The sequence below is a fragment of the Burkholderia sp. KCJ3K979 genome, assembly GCF_016759955.1.
In the GTDB taxonomy this organism is placed as follows: domain Bacteria; phylum Pseudomonadota; class Gammaproteobacteria; order Burkholderiales; family Burkholderiaceae; genus Burkholderia; species Burkholderia orbicola.
Map to the genome: position 1 here is coordinate 1 of NZ_JACFYV010000190.1, position 13,060 is coordinate 13,060.

The following is a 13,060-nucleotide window of genomic DNA, read 5'->3' on the forward strand; positions in this document are numbered from 1 at the left end:
GATCTCGATCTCAACCTGTTGAAGACGTTTCGTGCGGTGTATGAAGAGCGGCACGTCGGCCGCGCGGCGCTGCGGCTCGGCGTCACGCAGCCGTCCGTCAGCTACGCGCTCGGCCGGCTGCGGCTGATGTTCCGCGACGCGCTGTTCGTGCGCACCGGCACCGGCGTCGAGCCGACGCCGCGCGCACAGCGGCTCGCGATCTCGGTCGACAAGGCACTCGCGATCCTGCAGGACGTGCTCGACGAAGGCTCGCGCTTCGCGCCCGACAGCACGCAGCGCGTGTTCCGCCTGCACATGAGCGATTTCGCGGCGAGCGCGTTCCTGCCGACGCTGCTCGCCGCGTTCGACCGGCGCGCGCCGGGCGCCGTGATCGAGACGCTGCACGTCGACGAATGCCAGCTCAACGTCGCGCTCGAATCGGGGCGCATCGACTTCGCGCTCGGGCATTTCGCCGATGCGTCGAGCCACTTCCAGCGCACCGCGCTGCTGCACGAGCGCTGCGTGCTGCTGATGCCGCGCCGCACCGCGCAGCGCGTCGGGCTGCCCGCCGATTTCGTGCTCGACGGCGCGGCGCCCGACACGCTGCGCTTCGTCGCCGTCACGTCGCATCCGCAATCGATGCAACTGCTCGAACGACACGAACTGATGCCGCGAGTGCGCGCGGCGCTGCCGGATTTTCTGGTGGTGCCGGCGTTGCTGCAGGACGGCGACTACGCGCTGATCCTGCCGGAGACGATCGCGATCACGTTCGCGGCACGCCAGCCGTGCGTGCTGTACGAGATCGCCGGCGCCGGCGAATGGGCCGTCAACGCGTACTGGCACCGCCGCTTCGATGCGGACCCCGGCCATCGCTGGCTGCGTGCGCTGCTGCTCGAACTGTTCAATATCGGCGAGCAGGCGCCGTTCGACGCATGGCTCGCGCCGCAGCCGCCCGCCTGCGCGTAGCGGCGCAAACGGACACGGGCGCGGGCTCGCCGAAACGCTCAGAACGACGTGAGGATGCCGGCGACGAGCGAACTCGCGGTCGCGCCCGGCTTGGCCACCGCGACGCCGCCGCCGGCCGCGCCGTTGACGACGAAACGGGCATGCGCGCCGTTGCGCACCATCGCGGCGCCCGTGTACAGCACCGTGCGCTTCGACAACGGATAGTCGAAGCGGATGCCGTACGAATCGGCATTGCCGTCGCTGTCGGCCACCTTCCGGTAATGGCCGACGCTCAGCAGCAGCGACGCACGTCCGATTGGCACCGTCGCGCTGAGCTCCATGATGTCGCTGTGCGGATAGGCGCTCTGGCTGTCGATCGCGGTCGCGACATCGGGGCCGCCGCGATGGCGCAGGTACAGCGCGGCCACCTTCACGACGTTGAAGTCGTACGAAATCGCGCCGAGCGTGTAGTTGCCGTTCGCGGCCGTGCTCGTGGCGCCGAGCGTGGACGCCGCCACCGGACTGAACTTCTGCTGCATGTAGTCGACGTCGACCGACAGGCCGCCGCGCACGTAGTTGAGGCCGGCGCCGTAGGTATCGCCGAGCGTCGCCGGCTGCCCGGCCGCGCCGTTGGCGCCGCGCGCGGCCATCGCGCGCAGCAGGAAGCCCGCGTAGCGCGGCGACGTGTAGCGCATCGAGTTGCGTACGCGCAGGAACGCGGGCCCGACGAAGTTGTTGGTCGCGTTCCCCCATGCGAGCCCCGCGCCGAGCCCCGGCAGGCTGTACGTGACGAGCGTCGTATGCAGGATCGTGTAGAGCTCGCCGAACTGCACGCCGCCGAACGGCCCCGTGATGCCGACCCACGCTTCGCGGCCGAACAGCGCGCTGCTGTTCGACAGCGCGCCGCTCGCCGCGTTGAAACCGTCCTCGAGCTTGAAGATCGTCGCGTAGCCGCCGCCGAGATCCTCGACGCCCTTCAGCCCCCACTGCGACGCCCACAGGTTGCCACTGCCCATGCGCGTCACGTGGTTCGGTCCAGCGTTCGCGTATTCGATCGCGGTATCGATGCGGCCGTAAAGCGTCACGCTCGATTGCGCGGCGGCAGGCTGCGCCATGCATGCGAGCAGCGCGGCAAGCGGTACGGCAAGCCGGAGGGCCCGCCCGTTCGGATGGTTCATCTGCGTCGTCCCGTAGAAGTTGCGGCGCCTGTCGGCATCGCGCCGCTTGATGTGAAGCGCGTTCGCTTCCAGAGGCGAACGCTGCCGATCAAAACCGGGCCGAGTCTAGGAACGACAATTTCGGACGTCGACGCAATGCGCTCTATAACGCTTATAGATGTGCCGCATGACGCGCACGGGCCCCGCCGCACGCGCGCTGCGCGGCGGCCCGCGCGCACGGTCTCGGTGTTTTCTTTATCCGGGTCGGTAAATGTCCGTGTGGCGCGGCTGTCACTCCGGCTATGGCGGCCGAATTTGGCCGACTACGCTGCGTTTCCGATCGTGTCACCCGCACGCTTTCGCGCCGCGACGGCGCCCGGCCCGCCAGGCCGATGCCGCGCTTTTCCACCGCCCGCTCCTGGAGAACCCGCATGTCCGCATCCACGGCCCGCGCTGCCGACGGCAAGCGCTATACGTACGAATGGTATGTCGTCGTCATCTGCATGCTCGCGTACATCTTCTCGTTCGTCGACCGGCAAGTCCTCGTGCTGATGATCGAACCGATCAAGCGCGACCTGCACCTGTCCGACACGCAGTTCAGCCTGCTCAACGGCTTCGCGTTTTCGCTGTTCTATGCGGTGATGGGGCTGCCCGTCGCGTATCTCGCCGACCGCTATGCGCGCCCGCGCATCATCTCGCTCGGCATCGCGCTGTGGAGCGTCGCGACCGCCGCGTGCGGGCTCAGCCAGCACTTCGTTCACATGTTCATCGCGCGGATGGGCGTCGGCGTCGGCGAGGCCGCGCTGTCGCCCGGCGCGTATTCGATGCTCGCCGACTACTTCCCGAAGGAGAAGCTCGGGCGCGCGGTCGCCGTGTATTCGCTCGGCTCGTTCATCGGCGGCGGCATCGCGTTCCTGATCGGCGGCTACGTGATCGCGCTGCTCAAGCATGCGAGCGCATTCACGCTGCCGGTGGTCGGACAGGTGCATGCGTGGCAGGTCACGTTCCTGATCGTGGGGCTGCCGGGCATCCTCGTCGCACTGCTGTTCGCCGCGACCGTGCGCGACCCGCAGCGCAAGGGGCTCGCGCAGGACCGCTCGGGCGCCGTGAGGCGCGTGTCGATGCGCGATTCGCTGCGCTTCGTCGGCACGCACCGCGCGACCTTCGCGTGCCATTACCTCGGTTTCTCGTTCTACGCGATGGCGCTGTACTGCCTGCTGAGCTGGACGCCCGCGTTCTATATCCGCCGCTTCGGGATGACGGCCGTCGAAGCCGGCTACACGCTCGGCATCGTGCTGCTGGTCGCGAACACGGCCGGCGTGTTCTGCGGCGGCTGGCTCAACGACTGGCTGCTGCGGCGCGGCCGCGGTGATGCGCCGATGCGTGCCGGCGCGATCGGCGCCGCGTGCATGGTGATCCCCGCGACGCTGTTCACGCAGCTCGACAGCCTGCCGGCGTCGCTCGCGATGCTGGTCGTCGCGATGTTCTTCGCGTCGTTCCCGATGCCGACGTCGACCGCCGCGATGCAGACGCTCGCGCCGAACCAGATGCGCGCGCAGATCTCCGCGCTGTTCCTGCTCGTGTCGAACCTGATCGCGCTCGGGATCGGCACGACCGTCGTCGCGCTGTTCACCGATCGCGTGTTCGGCGCGCCGGCCGCGGTCGGCCATTCGATGTCGATCGTGAACGTCGCGGCGGCCACGCTCGCCGCGCTGCTGCTCGCCGCCGGCTGCCGCCACTATCGCCGCAGCCTCGAGCGCGAACGCGGTCATGCGGCGGCATCGGCTTCGGCTGACGCGGCCGTCGACGGCGGCAACGCCATTGCCGCTCGCTGAAGTCGCGCGGTTCACCGATCGCGTGGTCGGCGCACCGGCCGCGCGATCGCCGGCACGCTGACCGGCGACAATCGGCACGCCACCATCATCCATCCCGCTTATTTAATCATCGCTTTTTAATCGATTTGATTTATGCGATGCGCGTCCCTATTCTCGATCGCATGACGGCGCGGGGCTCTGCCGCGCCGCTTTTCTCTACCCCACGGAATTTCCCATGCAAGCGAACCGCCACCAGGTCCGGATCGACGCGCTGATCGACGCGGCGCAGGACATCCGCTGTTTCCGGGTCTCGCGCGTCGACGGCCAGCCGTTCGACGCGTACGAACCGGGCGCCCATATCGACGTCACCGCGCCGTCCGGCGTCACGCGGCAGTACTCGCTGTGCGGCAACCCCGACGAGCGCGGCAGCTATCTGTTCGCGGTGAAGAAGGAAGCGCAGTCGCGCGGCGGCTCGCGTTCGCTGCACGACGACGTGAGCGTCGGCGCCGAGTTGTCGATCGGCACACCGCGCAACCTGTTTCGTCTGACCGATGACGCGAGCGAGCACGTGCTGATCGCGGCCGGCATCGGCATCACGCCGCTGCTGTCGATGGCGTATGCGCTGCACAAGCGCGGCGCGCGCTATCGGTTGCATTACTTCGCACGCAGCCGCGAGCATGCCGCGTTCGTCGACGCATTGTCGGCCGAACCGTTCGCATCGCACGTGACGTTCCATTACGGCGTCGAGCCCGATGCGCTCGCGGCCGAACTGGGCCGCTGCGTCGAGTCGATCGACCCGACAGCGCATGTCTATACGTGCGGGCCGGGGCCGTTCATGGATGCCGTCGTTGCGGCCGCGGCCCGGCGAATCCCGGAAGACGCGATTCATCTCGAACGCTTCGCGGCGGAACCTATCGCCGCGGATGCGGGCAATGCCGAAGCCGGTTCCGGCCCGGCCGACGGCTTCGAAGTACGCCTGCAACGCAGCGGCCAGTCGGTGCGCGTCGCCCCCGATACGTCGATCGTCGACGCGCTCGCGCATATCGGCATCGAGGTCGATACGTCATGCGGCGAAGGCGTGTGCGGCACCTGCATGGTGCCGGTGCTCGACGGCGAGCCCGATCATCGCGACCACTGCCTGAGCAAGGCCGAGCGCGCGAGCAACACGGTGATCTGCTGCTGCGTGTCGCGTGCGCGCTCGGCGGTGCTCGTGCTCGATCTCTGATGCGCCGAGCGCGCCGACATGCCGCGGCGCCGATCTAGCGCTTGATCGAGGCACCGATGCACCGGCGCACGGAAAGCCTATGCCGACCACCGCTGGCGACACGCATCGGCGCGCCATCGCGCACCGCCCGATCGTCATTCGTCGAAACGCTCGACGATCTCCGCGAGCAGCGCGCGCATCCACGCGTTGCCCTCGTCCTCGTGAAAGTGCTCGTGCCAGTGCATCGTCACCGGCGCGGGCGGCAGCGTGACCGGCAGGTCGTACAGGCGGAATGCATTGTCGCGGTTCAGGATCTGCGCGAGCCGCCGCGGCAGCGTCGCATACAGATCGGTGACCGACAGCACGCTCGGCAGCGCGACGAAATGCGGCACCTCGAGCGCGATGTTGCGGCCCACGCCCTGCGCGCGCAACGCGTCGTCGAGCGCGTGGTGGCTGTGCTCGACCGATTTCACGTTGACGTGCGCGGCGCGCACGAATTGCTCGAGGCTCAGCGCAGCGGCCGTCGGCAGCCCGCGCCGGCGCCCCGTCATGCACACGTAGGTTTCCTCGAACAGCACCTGGTGGCGCGTGCGCGGCATCAGCTCAGGCAGGTTGCCGATCGCGAAATCGAGCCGGCTCGCGCGCAGCGCTTCCTCGATCTCCTCCACCGGCAGCGGCTGCACGCTCAACGTCACGCGCGGCGCGCGCTCGCGCAGCGCCTGGCAGATCGCCGGCAGGTACGCCATCTCGCCCGCATCCGACAGCGACAGCCGGAACGTGCGCGTGCTGGTGGCCGGATCGAAGCGCTCCGCGTAGCGCAGCGCCACGCGCACCATGTCGAGCGCCTTGCCGACGATGCTCGCGAGTTCGAGCGCGACCGGCGTCGGCTGCATGCCCGAACGCGTCCGCACGAACAGCGGATCGTCGAACAGCGTGCGCAGCCGGCCGAGCGAATAGCTCACGGCCGGCTGCGACAGCGCGAGCCGCTCGCCGGCCTTCGTCAGGCTGCGTTCCTCGACGATCGCCTGGAATACGCGCAACAGGTTCAGATCGAGATGATCGACCGATGTCATCGTAACCTCCATCATTTGCCGCATTTATTTGATCATCGATTTTAGATCAATTTGACCGATATGTAGCAGAAGACGAGACTGGTCCCCGGACGCTGCGCACGGCGCGGCCCGATTTTCGCGACTCTTTCCCCACGACGACGATGAGCGACATTGCCTACCAGACGATCGACACCCGCGCGTTGCATGGCCTCGCGCAGCCCGACCGCATCGCGCCCGCGATGTATCACGACCCCGCGCTGTTCGAAGCCGAGCTCGACCGCATTTTCTACCGCACCTGGATCTGGGTCGCGCACGACAGCGAACTGCCGAACCCGGGCGACTTCATCACGACGACGATCGGCCGCCAGCCGGTGATCGTCGTGCGCGACAAGACCGGCGAAATCAACGTGCTGCAGAACCGCTGCCGCCATCGCGGCGCGACCGTGTGCGAAGCGCACAAGGGCAACGCGAAGGGTTTCACGTGCCCGTATCACAGCTGGTCGTATGCGCTCGACGGCACGCTGCGCGCGCTGCCGTACGGCGACGGCTACGAAGGCGTGTGCGACAAAGGCGACCTGCCGCTCGTGAAGCTGCGTGTCGGCGTGTACCAGGGGCTGATCTTCGCGAGCTTCAACGACGCGATCGAGCCGCTGGAAGATTTCCTCGGCGGCGCGAAGCCGTGGATCGACCTGTTCATGAAACAGGGCGCCGGCTACCCGATCAAGGCGAACGGCGAACACAAGTTCAAGTTCAAGGGCAACTGGAAGATCCAGCTCGAGAACACCACCGACCTCTACCACTTCCCGGTCGTGCACAAGTCGTGGATGAAGTCGATCGACGACGAGACGGCCGCCGCGATCACGAGCTTCATGACGAGCGAGCATGCGTTCTGCCGCGGGCTGGGCAACGGCCACAGCCTTGCGGTGCTGATGCCCGAGCTGATCGATCTCGACGAGGACGACGGCGCACCGTTGCCCGAACGCTTCGCGCCGCTCGCGGCGAAGCTCGGCGAGCGCCACACGCCGGACGAAGTGCGCCGCATCGTGCGCTCGCTGATGGGTGTCGGCTTCAACCTGAACCTGTTCCCGAACCTCGCGCTGTCGATGGCGTTCTTCCGCGTGCTGCGGCCGATCTCCGCGAACGAAACCGAGATCCGCCACGTCGCGCTCGCGATGGACGGCGGCCCCGACGAAGCGAACCGCGAGCGGCTGCGCATCCACGAGCACTTCCAGGGCCCGTTCGGCTTCGGCAGCCCCGACGACGCGGAAGCCTGGGAGCGCGTGCAGCGCGGCGCGCACGCGGGCCCCGACGTGCCGATCCTCGTGAATCGCGGGCTGAACCGCGAGACGACCGCCGCGAACGGCGAAAAGACCGCACATGCAACCGACGAAACCGGCATGCGCGAGGCCTATCAACAATGGCGCAAGATGATGGAGCAACAGTGATGGACGACCGCAACGCTCTTTTTTCCGAGCAGACCTTCGCCCGCGCGGTCGAATTCGTGTGGCGCGAAGCCGAGATGCTCGACCGCCGCGACTATCGCGCGTGGCTCGACCTGTGGGCCCCGGCCGGCCACTACGTGGTGCCGATCGATCCGGACACGACCGATTTCGCGGCGACGCTGAACTACGTGTTCGACGACCAGGACATGCGCGAGAAGCGCGTGCAGCGGATGGTGTCCGGCTATTCGGCGTCGGCCACCGACGCGGCGCGCACGGTGCGCACCGTGTCGCGTTTCACGCTGGAGAGCAGCGGCGCCGATACCGTCGAGCTGAAATCGGCGCAGGTCGTGGTCGCGTACAAGCGCGGCGTCGCGACGCTGTTCGCGGCCGACGTCACGCACAAGCTGCACGTCGATGCCGACGGCGAGATACGCATTGCCGAAAAAGTCGTGCGCCTGATCGACTCGACCGAAGCGCTCAGCGCGATCGGCTTCCTGCTGTAAGCCGTGGCCGGTTCACCGTCGCCAACGCAATGGTGAGCCAGCCACCTTCACCTGTGAGCGGCGGCCGGTTCGCGATCGCCAGCGCAAAGGTGAGCCGGTCACCTTCACCTTTCGGCGGCGACCGCTTCGCCGTCACTCGCGCAACGGTGAGCCCGTCACCTTCACCTTTCCGGACGACCATGCCCACACTCGAAGTTTTCCTGCCGGCCGGCCACGACGACGCGCGCAAGGCCGAGCTGATCGCCCGGCTCAGCAACGCGACCGTCGACGCGATCGGCGCACCGATCGATTCGGTGCGCGTGCTGCTCACCGAACTGCCCGCGACGCATATCGGCCTCGGCGGCCGCAGCGCCGCGGACGGCGCGCCGCCGTCGCTGCCGGTGATCGTCGCGATCCTGATCGCCGGCCGCACCGATGAACAGAAGCGCGCGCTGATCGCCGCGCTGTCCGACGCGGGCGCGAACGTGCTCGACGCGCCGCTGCAAGCCACGCGCGTAATCATCAAGGACATTCCGAACACGGATTTCGGCATCGGCGGCCAGACCGCGCGGGCGCTGGGGCGCTGACCATGCGCCGCGCGTCGCTGCCCCGCCATGACGCGCCGACGCGGTTGCGCTCAACCGTCGGCGAGCGGCAGCGTCACGCGGCAGTCGAGCCCGCCGCCCGCGGCCGGGGTCGCGGCGATCCGCCCGCCGTGGCGCGTGACGATGCTCTTGCACAGCGACAACCCGATCCCGTTGCCGCCGGCCTTCGACGACGAAAAGCCGTCGAACAGCCGGTCGTGCGCGCCCGCCTCGATCCCCGGGCCATTGTCGAGCGCCCGCAACTCCGCATGGCCGGCCACGTTCGCGGTGCCGAGCGTCAGCGTGCGCGGCACGCGCTCGCAGCCGGCGAATGCCTCGATCGCATTGAACGCGAGATTCAGGATCACCTGCCCGATCAGCACGCGTTCGCAGCGGATCGGCAGCGGCGCGTCGGCCTGCTCGATCGCGACCGTCACGCCGGCCTCCTTCGCGCGCAGCTCGATGAAGTACGCGACGTCCGCGAGGATGTCGCGCAGGTCGGCGCGCGCGACGACCGGCTCGCGCTTCACGATGAATTCGCGCACGCTCTTGATGATCAGCGCCGCATGCTCGGCCTGGCGGTCCGCGCTGCGCAGCCCCCAGATCGCGTCGTCGACGGCGCCGTTGCCGTTCAGTCGCCGCACCGCGCCTTCGATGAAATTGCGCACCGCGGCGAGCGGCTGGCTCAGCTCGTGCGCGATCACGGTCGCCATCTCGCCCATCGCGTTGTAGCGGCCCGCGTATTCGAGCATCCGCGCCTCCGCGCGCCGGGCCTCCTCGATCGCGACTTCGTCGCTCACGTCGCGGAATTGCACGAGCAGCCCGTCGAGATCGCCTTCGATCTCGACCTGCCGGCACAGGATGCGCAGCCAGCATGCCGAGCCGTCGCGCCGCACGATCCGGTAGCGCTGCGGCGCGGACGGGCACGCGGACGGCGCGTCGCGCAGTTGCGCAATGAGCCGGTCGCGATCGGCCGCGGAGCAGTAGTCGAGCACCTCGCCGAGCGGCTCGTCGGGCGCGAGCCCGAGCACGCGGCGGCCCGACTCGCTGATGAACTGCACGCCGCCGTGCGGCGTCACGACCGCGATGCCTTCGTCGAGATCCTGCATGAACTCGCGCAGCCGCGCCTCGTAGCGGCGCAACTGCTGGCGGACCGCCTCTTCCGCGCTGATGTCGCGGAACTGCACCATCACGACGTCGCGCCCGCGCAGCGGCACGTAGGTCGCGGTGGCCTCGGACAGCATGTCGACGCCCGTGCGCGATCGATAGCACCATTCGTACACCTGCGGGCCATCGACGAGCGCGCGATCCCACGCACTCACCGCGATCTCGCGCTGGTACTTCGGCTCGGGACGCGTCATGTCCGGCGCCTTCAGCGGCAGCAATTCCTCGACGGAAAAGCCGAGCGCGATGCACGCGGCGCGATTCGCCCACACGATCGCCCGGGTGTGCGCGTCGTGCAGCAGCACGCACGTGGTCAGCGCGTCGAGCAGCCGGTGGAAATCGTCTTCGTCGGGAAAACTCATGATCGGATTCGGAGGAAGGCGCGCGGCATCGCGCGGCCGGAAACCCAACATAGCACCGGCACGCGCCGATCGCATCTGAAGATTTCTTTAGGCCGGCACGGAGCGTCACCAGTCGCGCGGCCCAACGCACCAATTGCTGCGTGTTTTCGGCGTTTCTAGACTGGTTACATCGTCTTGCCCCCCGCAACCGACACCGGAATCGCCCCCATCCCCAGGAGACTTTCATGCCGCAAGCCGCTCTCGCCATCGAATCCGCGCCGACCTCGCCGCCCGCGGCGCGTCCCGCGGCCGGGCAGTTGTCGCCGCTCGACGCGGTGATCGAAACCGTCGCCGCGCGCCGCGAGGAATTCGACCGGCTGTCGCACGTGCCGCGCGACGTGATCGCGCTGTTCAAGCAGGCCGGCATCTATCGCGCGGGCACGCCGCGCCGCTTCGGCGGCGATGCGCTCGCGCCGACCGCGTTCCTCGACATGATCGAACGGATCGCGACCGCCGACGGCTCGGCCGCGTGGGTCGCGAGCTTCGGCTCCGCGAACGTCTACCTCGCCGCGCTGCCGCTCGACACGCAGGCCGAGCTGTACGCGAGCGGCCCCGACCAGGTGTTCGCGGGCGGCCTGTTCCCAGTGCAGCCCGCGCAGGACGCGCCGGGCGGCTGGCGGGTGAACGGCACGTGGAAATTCGCGAGCGGCTGCAAGGGTGCCGACTGGCTCGGCGTCGGCATCGCCGTGTCGGGCGCGCAGGACGCCGCGCCGAACAAGCCACGCACCGCCGTGTTCCGCGCCGCCGACGTCGAGATCGTCGAGAACTGGAGCGTAGTCGGCATGCAGGGCACCGGCAGCCACGATTTGCGCGTGAACGACCGCTTCGTGCCGGAGGCGTGGACCTTCGTGCGCGGCGGCGAACCGACCGTCGACGAGCCGCTGTACCGCTACCCGACCGTCGCGTATGCGGCGCAGGTGCTGGCCGTCGTCAACCTCGGCCTCGCGCGTGCGGCGCTCGACGTCGTGAACCGCATGTCGGGCGGCCGCCAGACGACGACCGGCGCGCCGCGCCTCGCCGATCGCGCGTATTTCCGCATCGAGCTCGCGAAGGCCGAAGCGCAACTGCGTTCGGCGCGCGCGTTCTTCTACGACGCGACCGACTCGGTCTGGCAATCGATCCTCGCCGGCAATCCGGTGACGCCCGAGCAGGTCAGCCTGCTGCGGCTCGCGGCCACGCAAATCGCCCGCGAAGGCGCGAGCGTCGTCGAACGCGCGTACCGCCTCGGCGGCACGGCGGCGATCTACCGGTCGCATCCGCTACAGCGGCTGCTGCGCGATGCGATGGTCGTCACGCAGCACGCGTTCCTCGCCGAAGGCAACTTCGACGGCGCGGGCGCGGTATTCACCGGCGTCACGCCGTTTCCCGGTTATCTGTAACCTGCATCGACCGACGCTTTTGACGAACGCGCATGAAGCCGAACCCGACGCGCCGTCGCCGGCCGGTTCATGCGCCCGACCGATTCCCCTGGAGAACCCGATATGTCCGATTCGAATCCGCTGCCGCTGCGCGTCCTGTTCTGCTGCGGCGTGTCGCAGAATTTCTTCGACCTGCCGCGCGAGCAGATCGGCGAAGTGTGGCAGGCGTACGGCGCGATGCTCGCGGCCGTCGAGGCGATGCCCGGCGTGCGCGTACTCGGCGTGATGGACGACGACCGCCTCGTGGTCGGCCAGGCCGACGGCGCGCCGTGGACCTTCTACATCATGGCCGACGTCGCCGACTTCGACACGACGGTCGCCGTGTGCAACCTGTACCGCACGACGCCCGTCGGCGAATACAACCTGTGGCGCTACGGCAAGATCGAGGCGCGCGTGGGCCGCGCGCTGACCGTGCCGCCGGCCGCGAAGCCCGCGGCGTGAGGCGCGCGATGACCGAGCTGTCACCCGCCGCGATCGACGCGCTCGCACGGCGCGTCGCGGCGCTCGACGCCGAGCGCGCGGTGCGCGCGACGATCACGCGCTACATGGCGCTGTGCGACGTACCCGAAAATGCGGGCGACGGCCCGTCGCTCGCCGCACTGTTCACGCCCGACGCCGTATGGGAAGGCATCGGCCCGCAGTACACGAAGAAGTTCGGCCGCCTCGAAGGCACCGCCGCGATCGTCGCGATGCTCGGCCGCTATCTGCCGCCCGATCCGCATTTCTCGGCGAACCTGCATTTCCTGACGTCGGAGTCGATCGAGGTCGCCTCCGATCTTGCAAGTGCGCGCGGCCGCTGGATCATGCTGCAGGCGTCGCGCTACGCGGACGGCGCGGCCGAACTGATCGCCGCACGGCTCACGATCGATTTCGCGCCGGCCGCCGACGGCGCCGCGTGGCTGATCCGCCATTTCCGCACCGAACGCGTGCTCGACGGCCCGTGGCCGCTCGCCGCCGCGTCACGGCCCTGACGTTTCCCGCTGCTTTCGCACGATACCGACCATGACAGGCTTCATCGGCACCTTCACGCTCGGCGGCCCCGGCCCGACGATCGCGATCAAGGACACGATCGACATCGCGGGCCATCCAACCCGCGCGGCGAGCCGCGCGCTCGCCGAGGCGCCGCCCGCCGAACACCACGCGGACGTGGTCCGCCTGCTGCTCGACGCCGGCTGGCAGATCGCCGGCAAGGCGAACATGCACGAACTCGCGTTCGGCATGACCGGCATCAACGACTACACGGGCACGCCCGTCAATCCGCAGGATGCCACGCGCATTCCCGGCGGCTCGTCGAGCGGCTCCGCATCGCTCGTCGGGCTCGGCGCCGTCGACGCGGCGCTCGGCACCGATACCGGCGGCTCGATTCGCGGGCCGGCCGCCTGCTGCGGCGTGGCCGGGCTGAAGCCGACGTTCGGTCG

The 13,060-nt window shown here is 68.9% G+C and carries 13 protein-coding genes; 10 read left to right on the forward strand and 3 right to left on the reverse strand.

Features of this window, described 5'->3' with window-relative positions; genetic code table 11:
• A partial coding sequence (locus H3O04_RS28155) for a LysR family transcriptional regulator (RefSeq protein WP_202588910.1) occupies positions 1-945 on the forward strand: 945 nt, incomplete at its 5' end.
• 38 nt (positions 946-983) lie between these two features.
• Here H3O04_RS28155 and H3O04_RS28160 read toward each other — a convergent pair.
• A complete protein-coding gene (locus H3O04_RS28160; RefSeq protein ID WP_175786663.1) occupies positions 984-2,102 on the reverse strand; it encodes a porin in 1,119 nt (372 codons plus the stop codon).
• 410 nt (positions 2,103-2,512) lie between these two features.
• Here H3O04_RS28160 and H3O04_RS28165 point away from each other — a divergent pair, with 410 nt between their 5' ends.
• Positions 2,513-3,916, forward strand: coding sequence for a spinster family MFS transporter (locus H3O04_RS28165; RefSeq protein ID WP_069230718.1), 1,404 nt, complete (start codon positions 2,513-2,515; stop codon positions 3,914-3,916).
• 214 nt (positions 3,917-4,130) lie between these two features.
• Entirely contained in the window at positions 4,131-5,120 is a 990-nt protein-coding gene (locus H3O04_RS28170; protein WP_202588911.1) for a PDR/VanB family oxidoreductase, read from the forward strand.
• Between the two features lie 134 nt (positions 5,121-5,254).
• Here H3O04_RS28170 and H3O04_RS28175 read toward each other — a convergent pair whose 3' ends face one another.
• Complete coding sequence (locus H3O04_RS28175; protein ID WP_202588912.1) at positions 5,255-6,172, reverse strand: LysR family transcriptional regulator; 918 nt, start codon at positions 6,170-6,172, stop codon at positions 5,255-5,257.
• 140 nt (positions 6,173-6,312) lie between these two features.
• Here H3O04_RS28175 and H3O04_RS28180 point away from each other — a divergent pair, with 140 nt between their 5' ends.
• The 3 genes from H3O04_RS28180 (at position 6,313) to H3O04_RS28190 (ending at position 8,662) form a co-directional block, all read left to right on the forward strand.
• Positions 6,313-7,596 (forward strand): aromatic ring-hydroxylating oxygenase subunit alpha, encoded by a 1,284-nt coding sequence (locus H3O04_RS28180; protein ID WP_202588913.1) that lies wholly within the window; start codon positions 6,313-6,315, stop codon positions 7,594-7,596.
• Positions 7,593-8,096 carry an aromatic-ring-hydroxylating dioxygenase subunit beta gene (locus H3O04_RS28185; RefSeq protein WP_041489639.1) on the forward strand — a complete coding sequence of 168 codons (504 nt, stop codon included), beginning with the start codon at positions 7,593-7,595 and terminating at the stop codon, positions 8,094-8,096. Before H3O04_RS28180 ends, H3O04_RS28185 begins: the two co-directional genes overlap by 4 nt.
• Before the next feature lie 179 nt (positions 8,097-8,275).
• Positions 8,276-8,662, forward strand: coding sequence for a 2-hydroxymuconate tautomerase family protein (locus H3O04_RS28190; protein ID WP_027808628.1), 387 nt, complete (start codon positions 8,276-8,278; stop codon positions 8,660-8,662).
• Positions 8,663-8,712: 50 nt separating this feature from the next.
• Here H3O04_RS28190 and H3O04_RS28195 read toward each other — a convergent pair whose 3' ends face one another.
• Positions 8,713-10,260, reverse strand: coding sequence for an ATP-binding protein (locus tag H3O04_RS28195; RefSeq protein ID WP_202588914.1), 1,548 nt, complete (start codon positions 10,258-10,260; stop codon positions 8,713-8,715).
• A 149-nt stretch (positions 10,261-10,409) separates the two neighbouring features.
• On the opposite strand from H3O04_RS28195, the gene H3O04_RS28200 reads away from it, so the two are divergent.
• The 4 genes from H3O04_RS28200 to H3O04_RS28215 form a co-directional block, all read left to right on the forward strand.
• Positions 10,410-11,603 carry an acyl-CoA dehydrogenase family protein gene (locus H3O04_RS28200; RefSeq protein WP_202588915.1) on the forward strand — a complete coding sequence of 398 codons (1,194 nt, stop codon included), beginning with the start codon at positions 10,410-10,412 and terminating at the stop codon, positions 11,601-11,603.
• Between the two features lie 102 nt (positions 11,604-11,705).
• Positions 11,706-12,083 carry a hypothetical protein gene (locus H3O04_RS28205; protein WP_006490490.1) on the forward strand — a complete coding sequence of 126 codons (378 nt, stop codon included), beginning with the start codon at positions 11,706-11,708 and terminating at the stop codon, positions 12,081-12,083.
• Positions 12,084-12,091: 8 nt separating this feature from the next.
• Positions 12,092-12,613: a nuclear transport factor 2 family protein gene (locus H3O04_RS28210; RefSeq protein ID WP_202588916.1), complete on the forward strand. Its 522-nt coding sequence runs from the start codon at positions 12,092-12,094 to the stop codon at positions 12,611-12,613.
• Positions 12,614-12,644: 31 nt separating this feature from the next.
• On the forward strand, positions 12,645-13,060 hold a 416-nt coding region (locus tag H3O04_RS28215; RefSeq protein WP_202588917.1), incomplete at its 3' end, for an amidase family protein.

Bases quoted from the DNA above. Each gene is read 5' to 3' on its own strand.
- H3O04_RS28170 (WP_202588911.1), top strand. From the start codon at position 4,131: ATGCAAGCGAACCGCCACCAGGTCCGGATCGACGCGCTGATCGACGCG.
- H3O04_RS28205 (WP_006490490.1), top strand. From the start codon at position 11,706: ATGTCCGATTCGAATCCGCTGCCGCTGCGCGTCCTGTTCTGCTGCGGC.
- H3O04_RS28190 (WP_027808628.1), top strand. From the start codon at position 8,276: ATGCCCACACTCGAAGTTTTCCTGCCGGCCGGCCACGACGACGCGCGC.
- H3O04_RS28200 (WP_202588915.1), top strand. From the start codon at position 10,410: ATGCCGCAAGCCGCTCTCGCCATCGAATCCGCGCCGACCTCGCCGCCC.
- H3O04_RS28160 (WP_175786663.1), bottom strand. From the start codon at position 2,102: ATGAACCATCCGAACGGGCGGGCCCTCCGGCTTGCCGTACCGCTTGCC.
- H3O04_RS28195 (WP_202588914.1), bottom strand. From the start codon at position 10,260: ATGCGATCGGCGCGTGCCGGTGCTATGTTGGGTTTCCGGCCGCGCGAT.
- H3O04_RS28165 (WP_069230718.1), top strand. From the start codon at position 2,513: ATGTCCGCATCCACGGCCCGCGCTGCCGACGGCAAGCGCTATACGTAC.
- H3O04_RS28175 (WP_202588912.1), bottom strand. From the start codon at position 6,172: ATGACATCGGTCGATCATCTCGATCTGAACCTGTTGCGCGTATTCCAG.
- H3O04_RS28210 (WP_202588916.1), top strand. From the start codon at position 12,092: ATGACCGAGCTGTCACCCGCCGCGATCGACGCGCTCGCACGGCGCGTC.
- H3O04_RS28180 (WP_202588913.1), top strand. From the start codon at position 6,313: ATGAGCGACATTGCCTACCAGACGATCGACACCCGCGCGTTGCATGGC.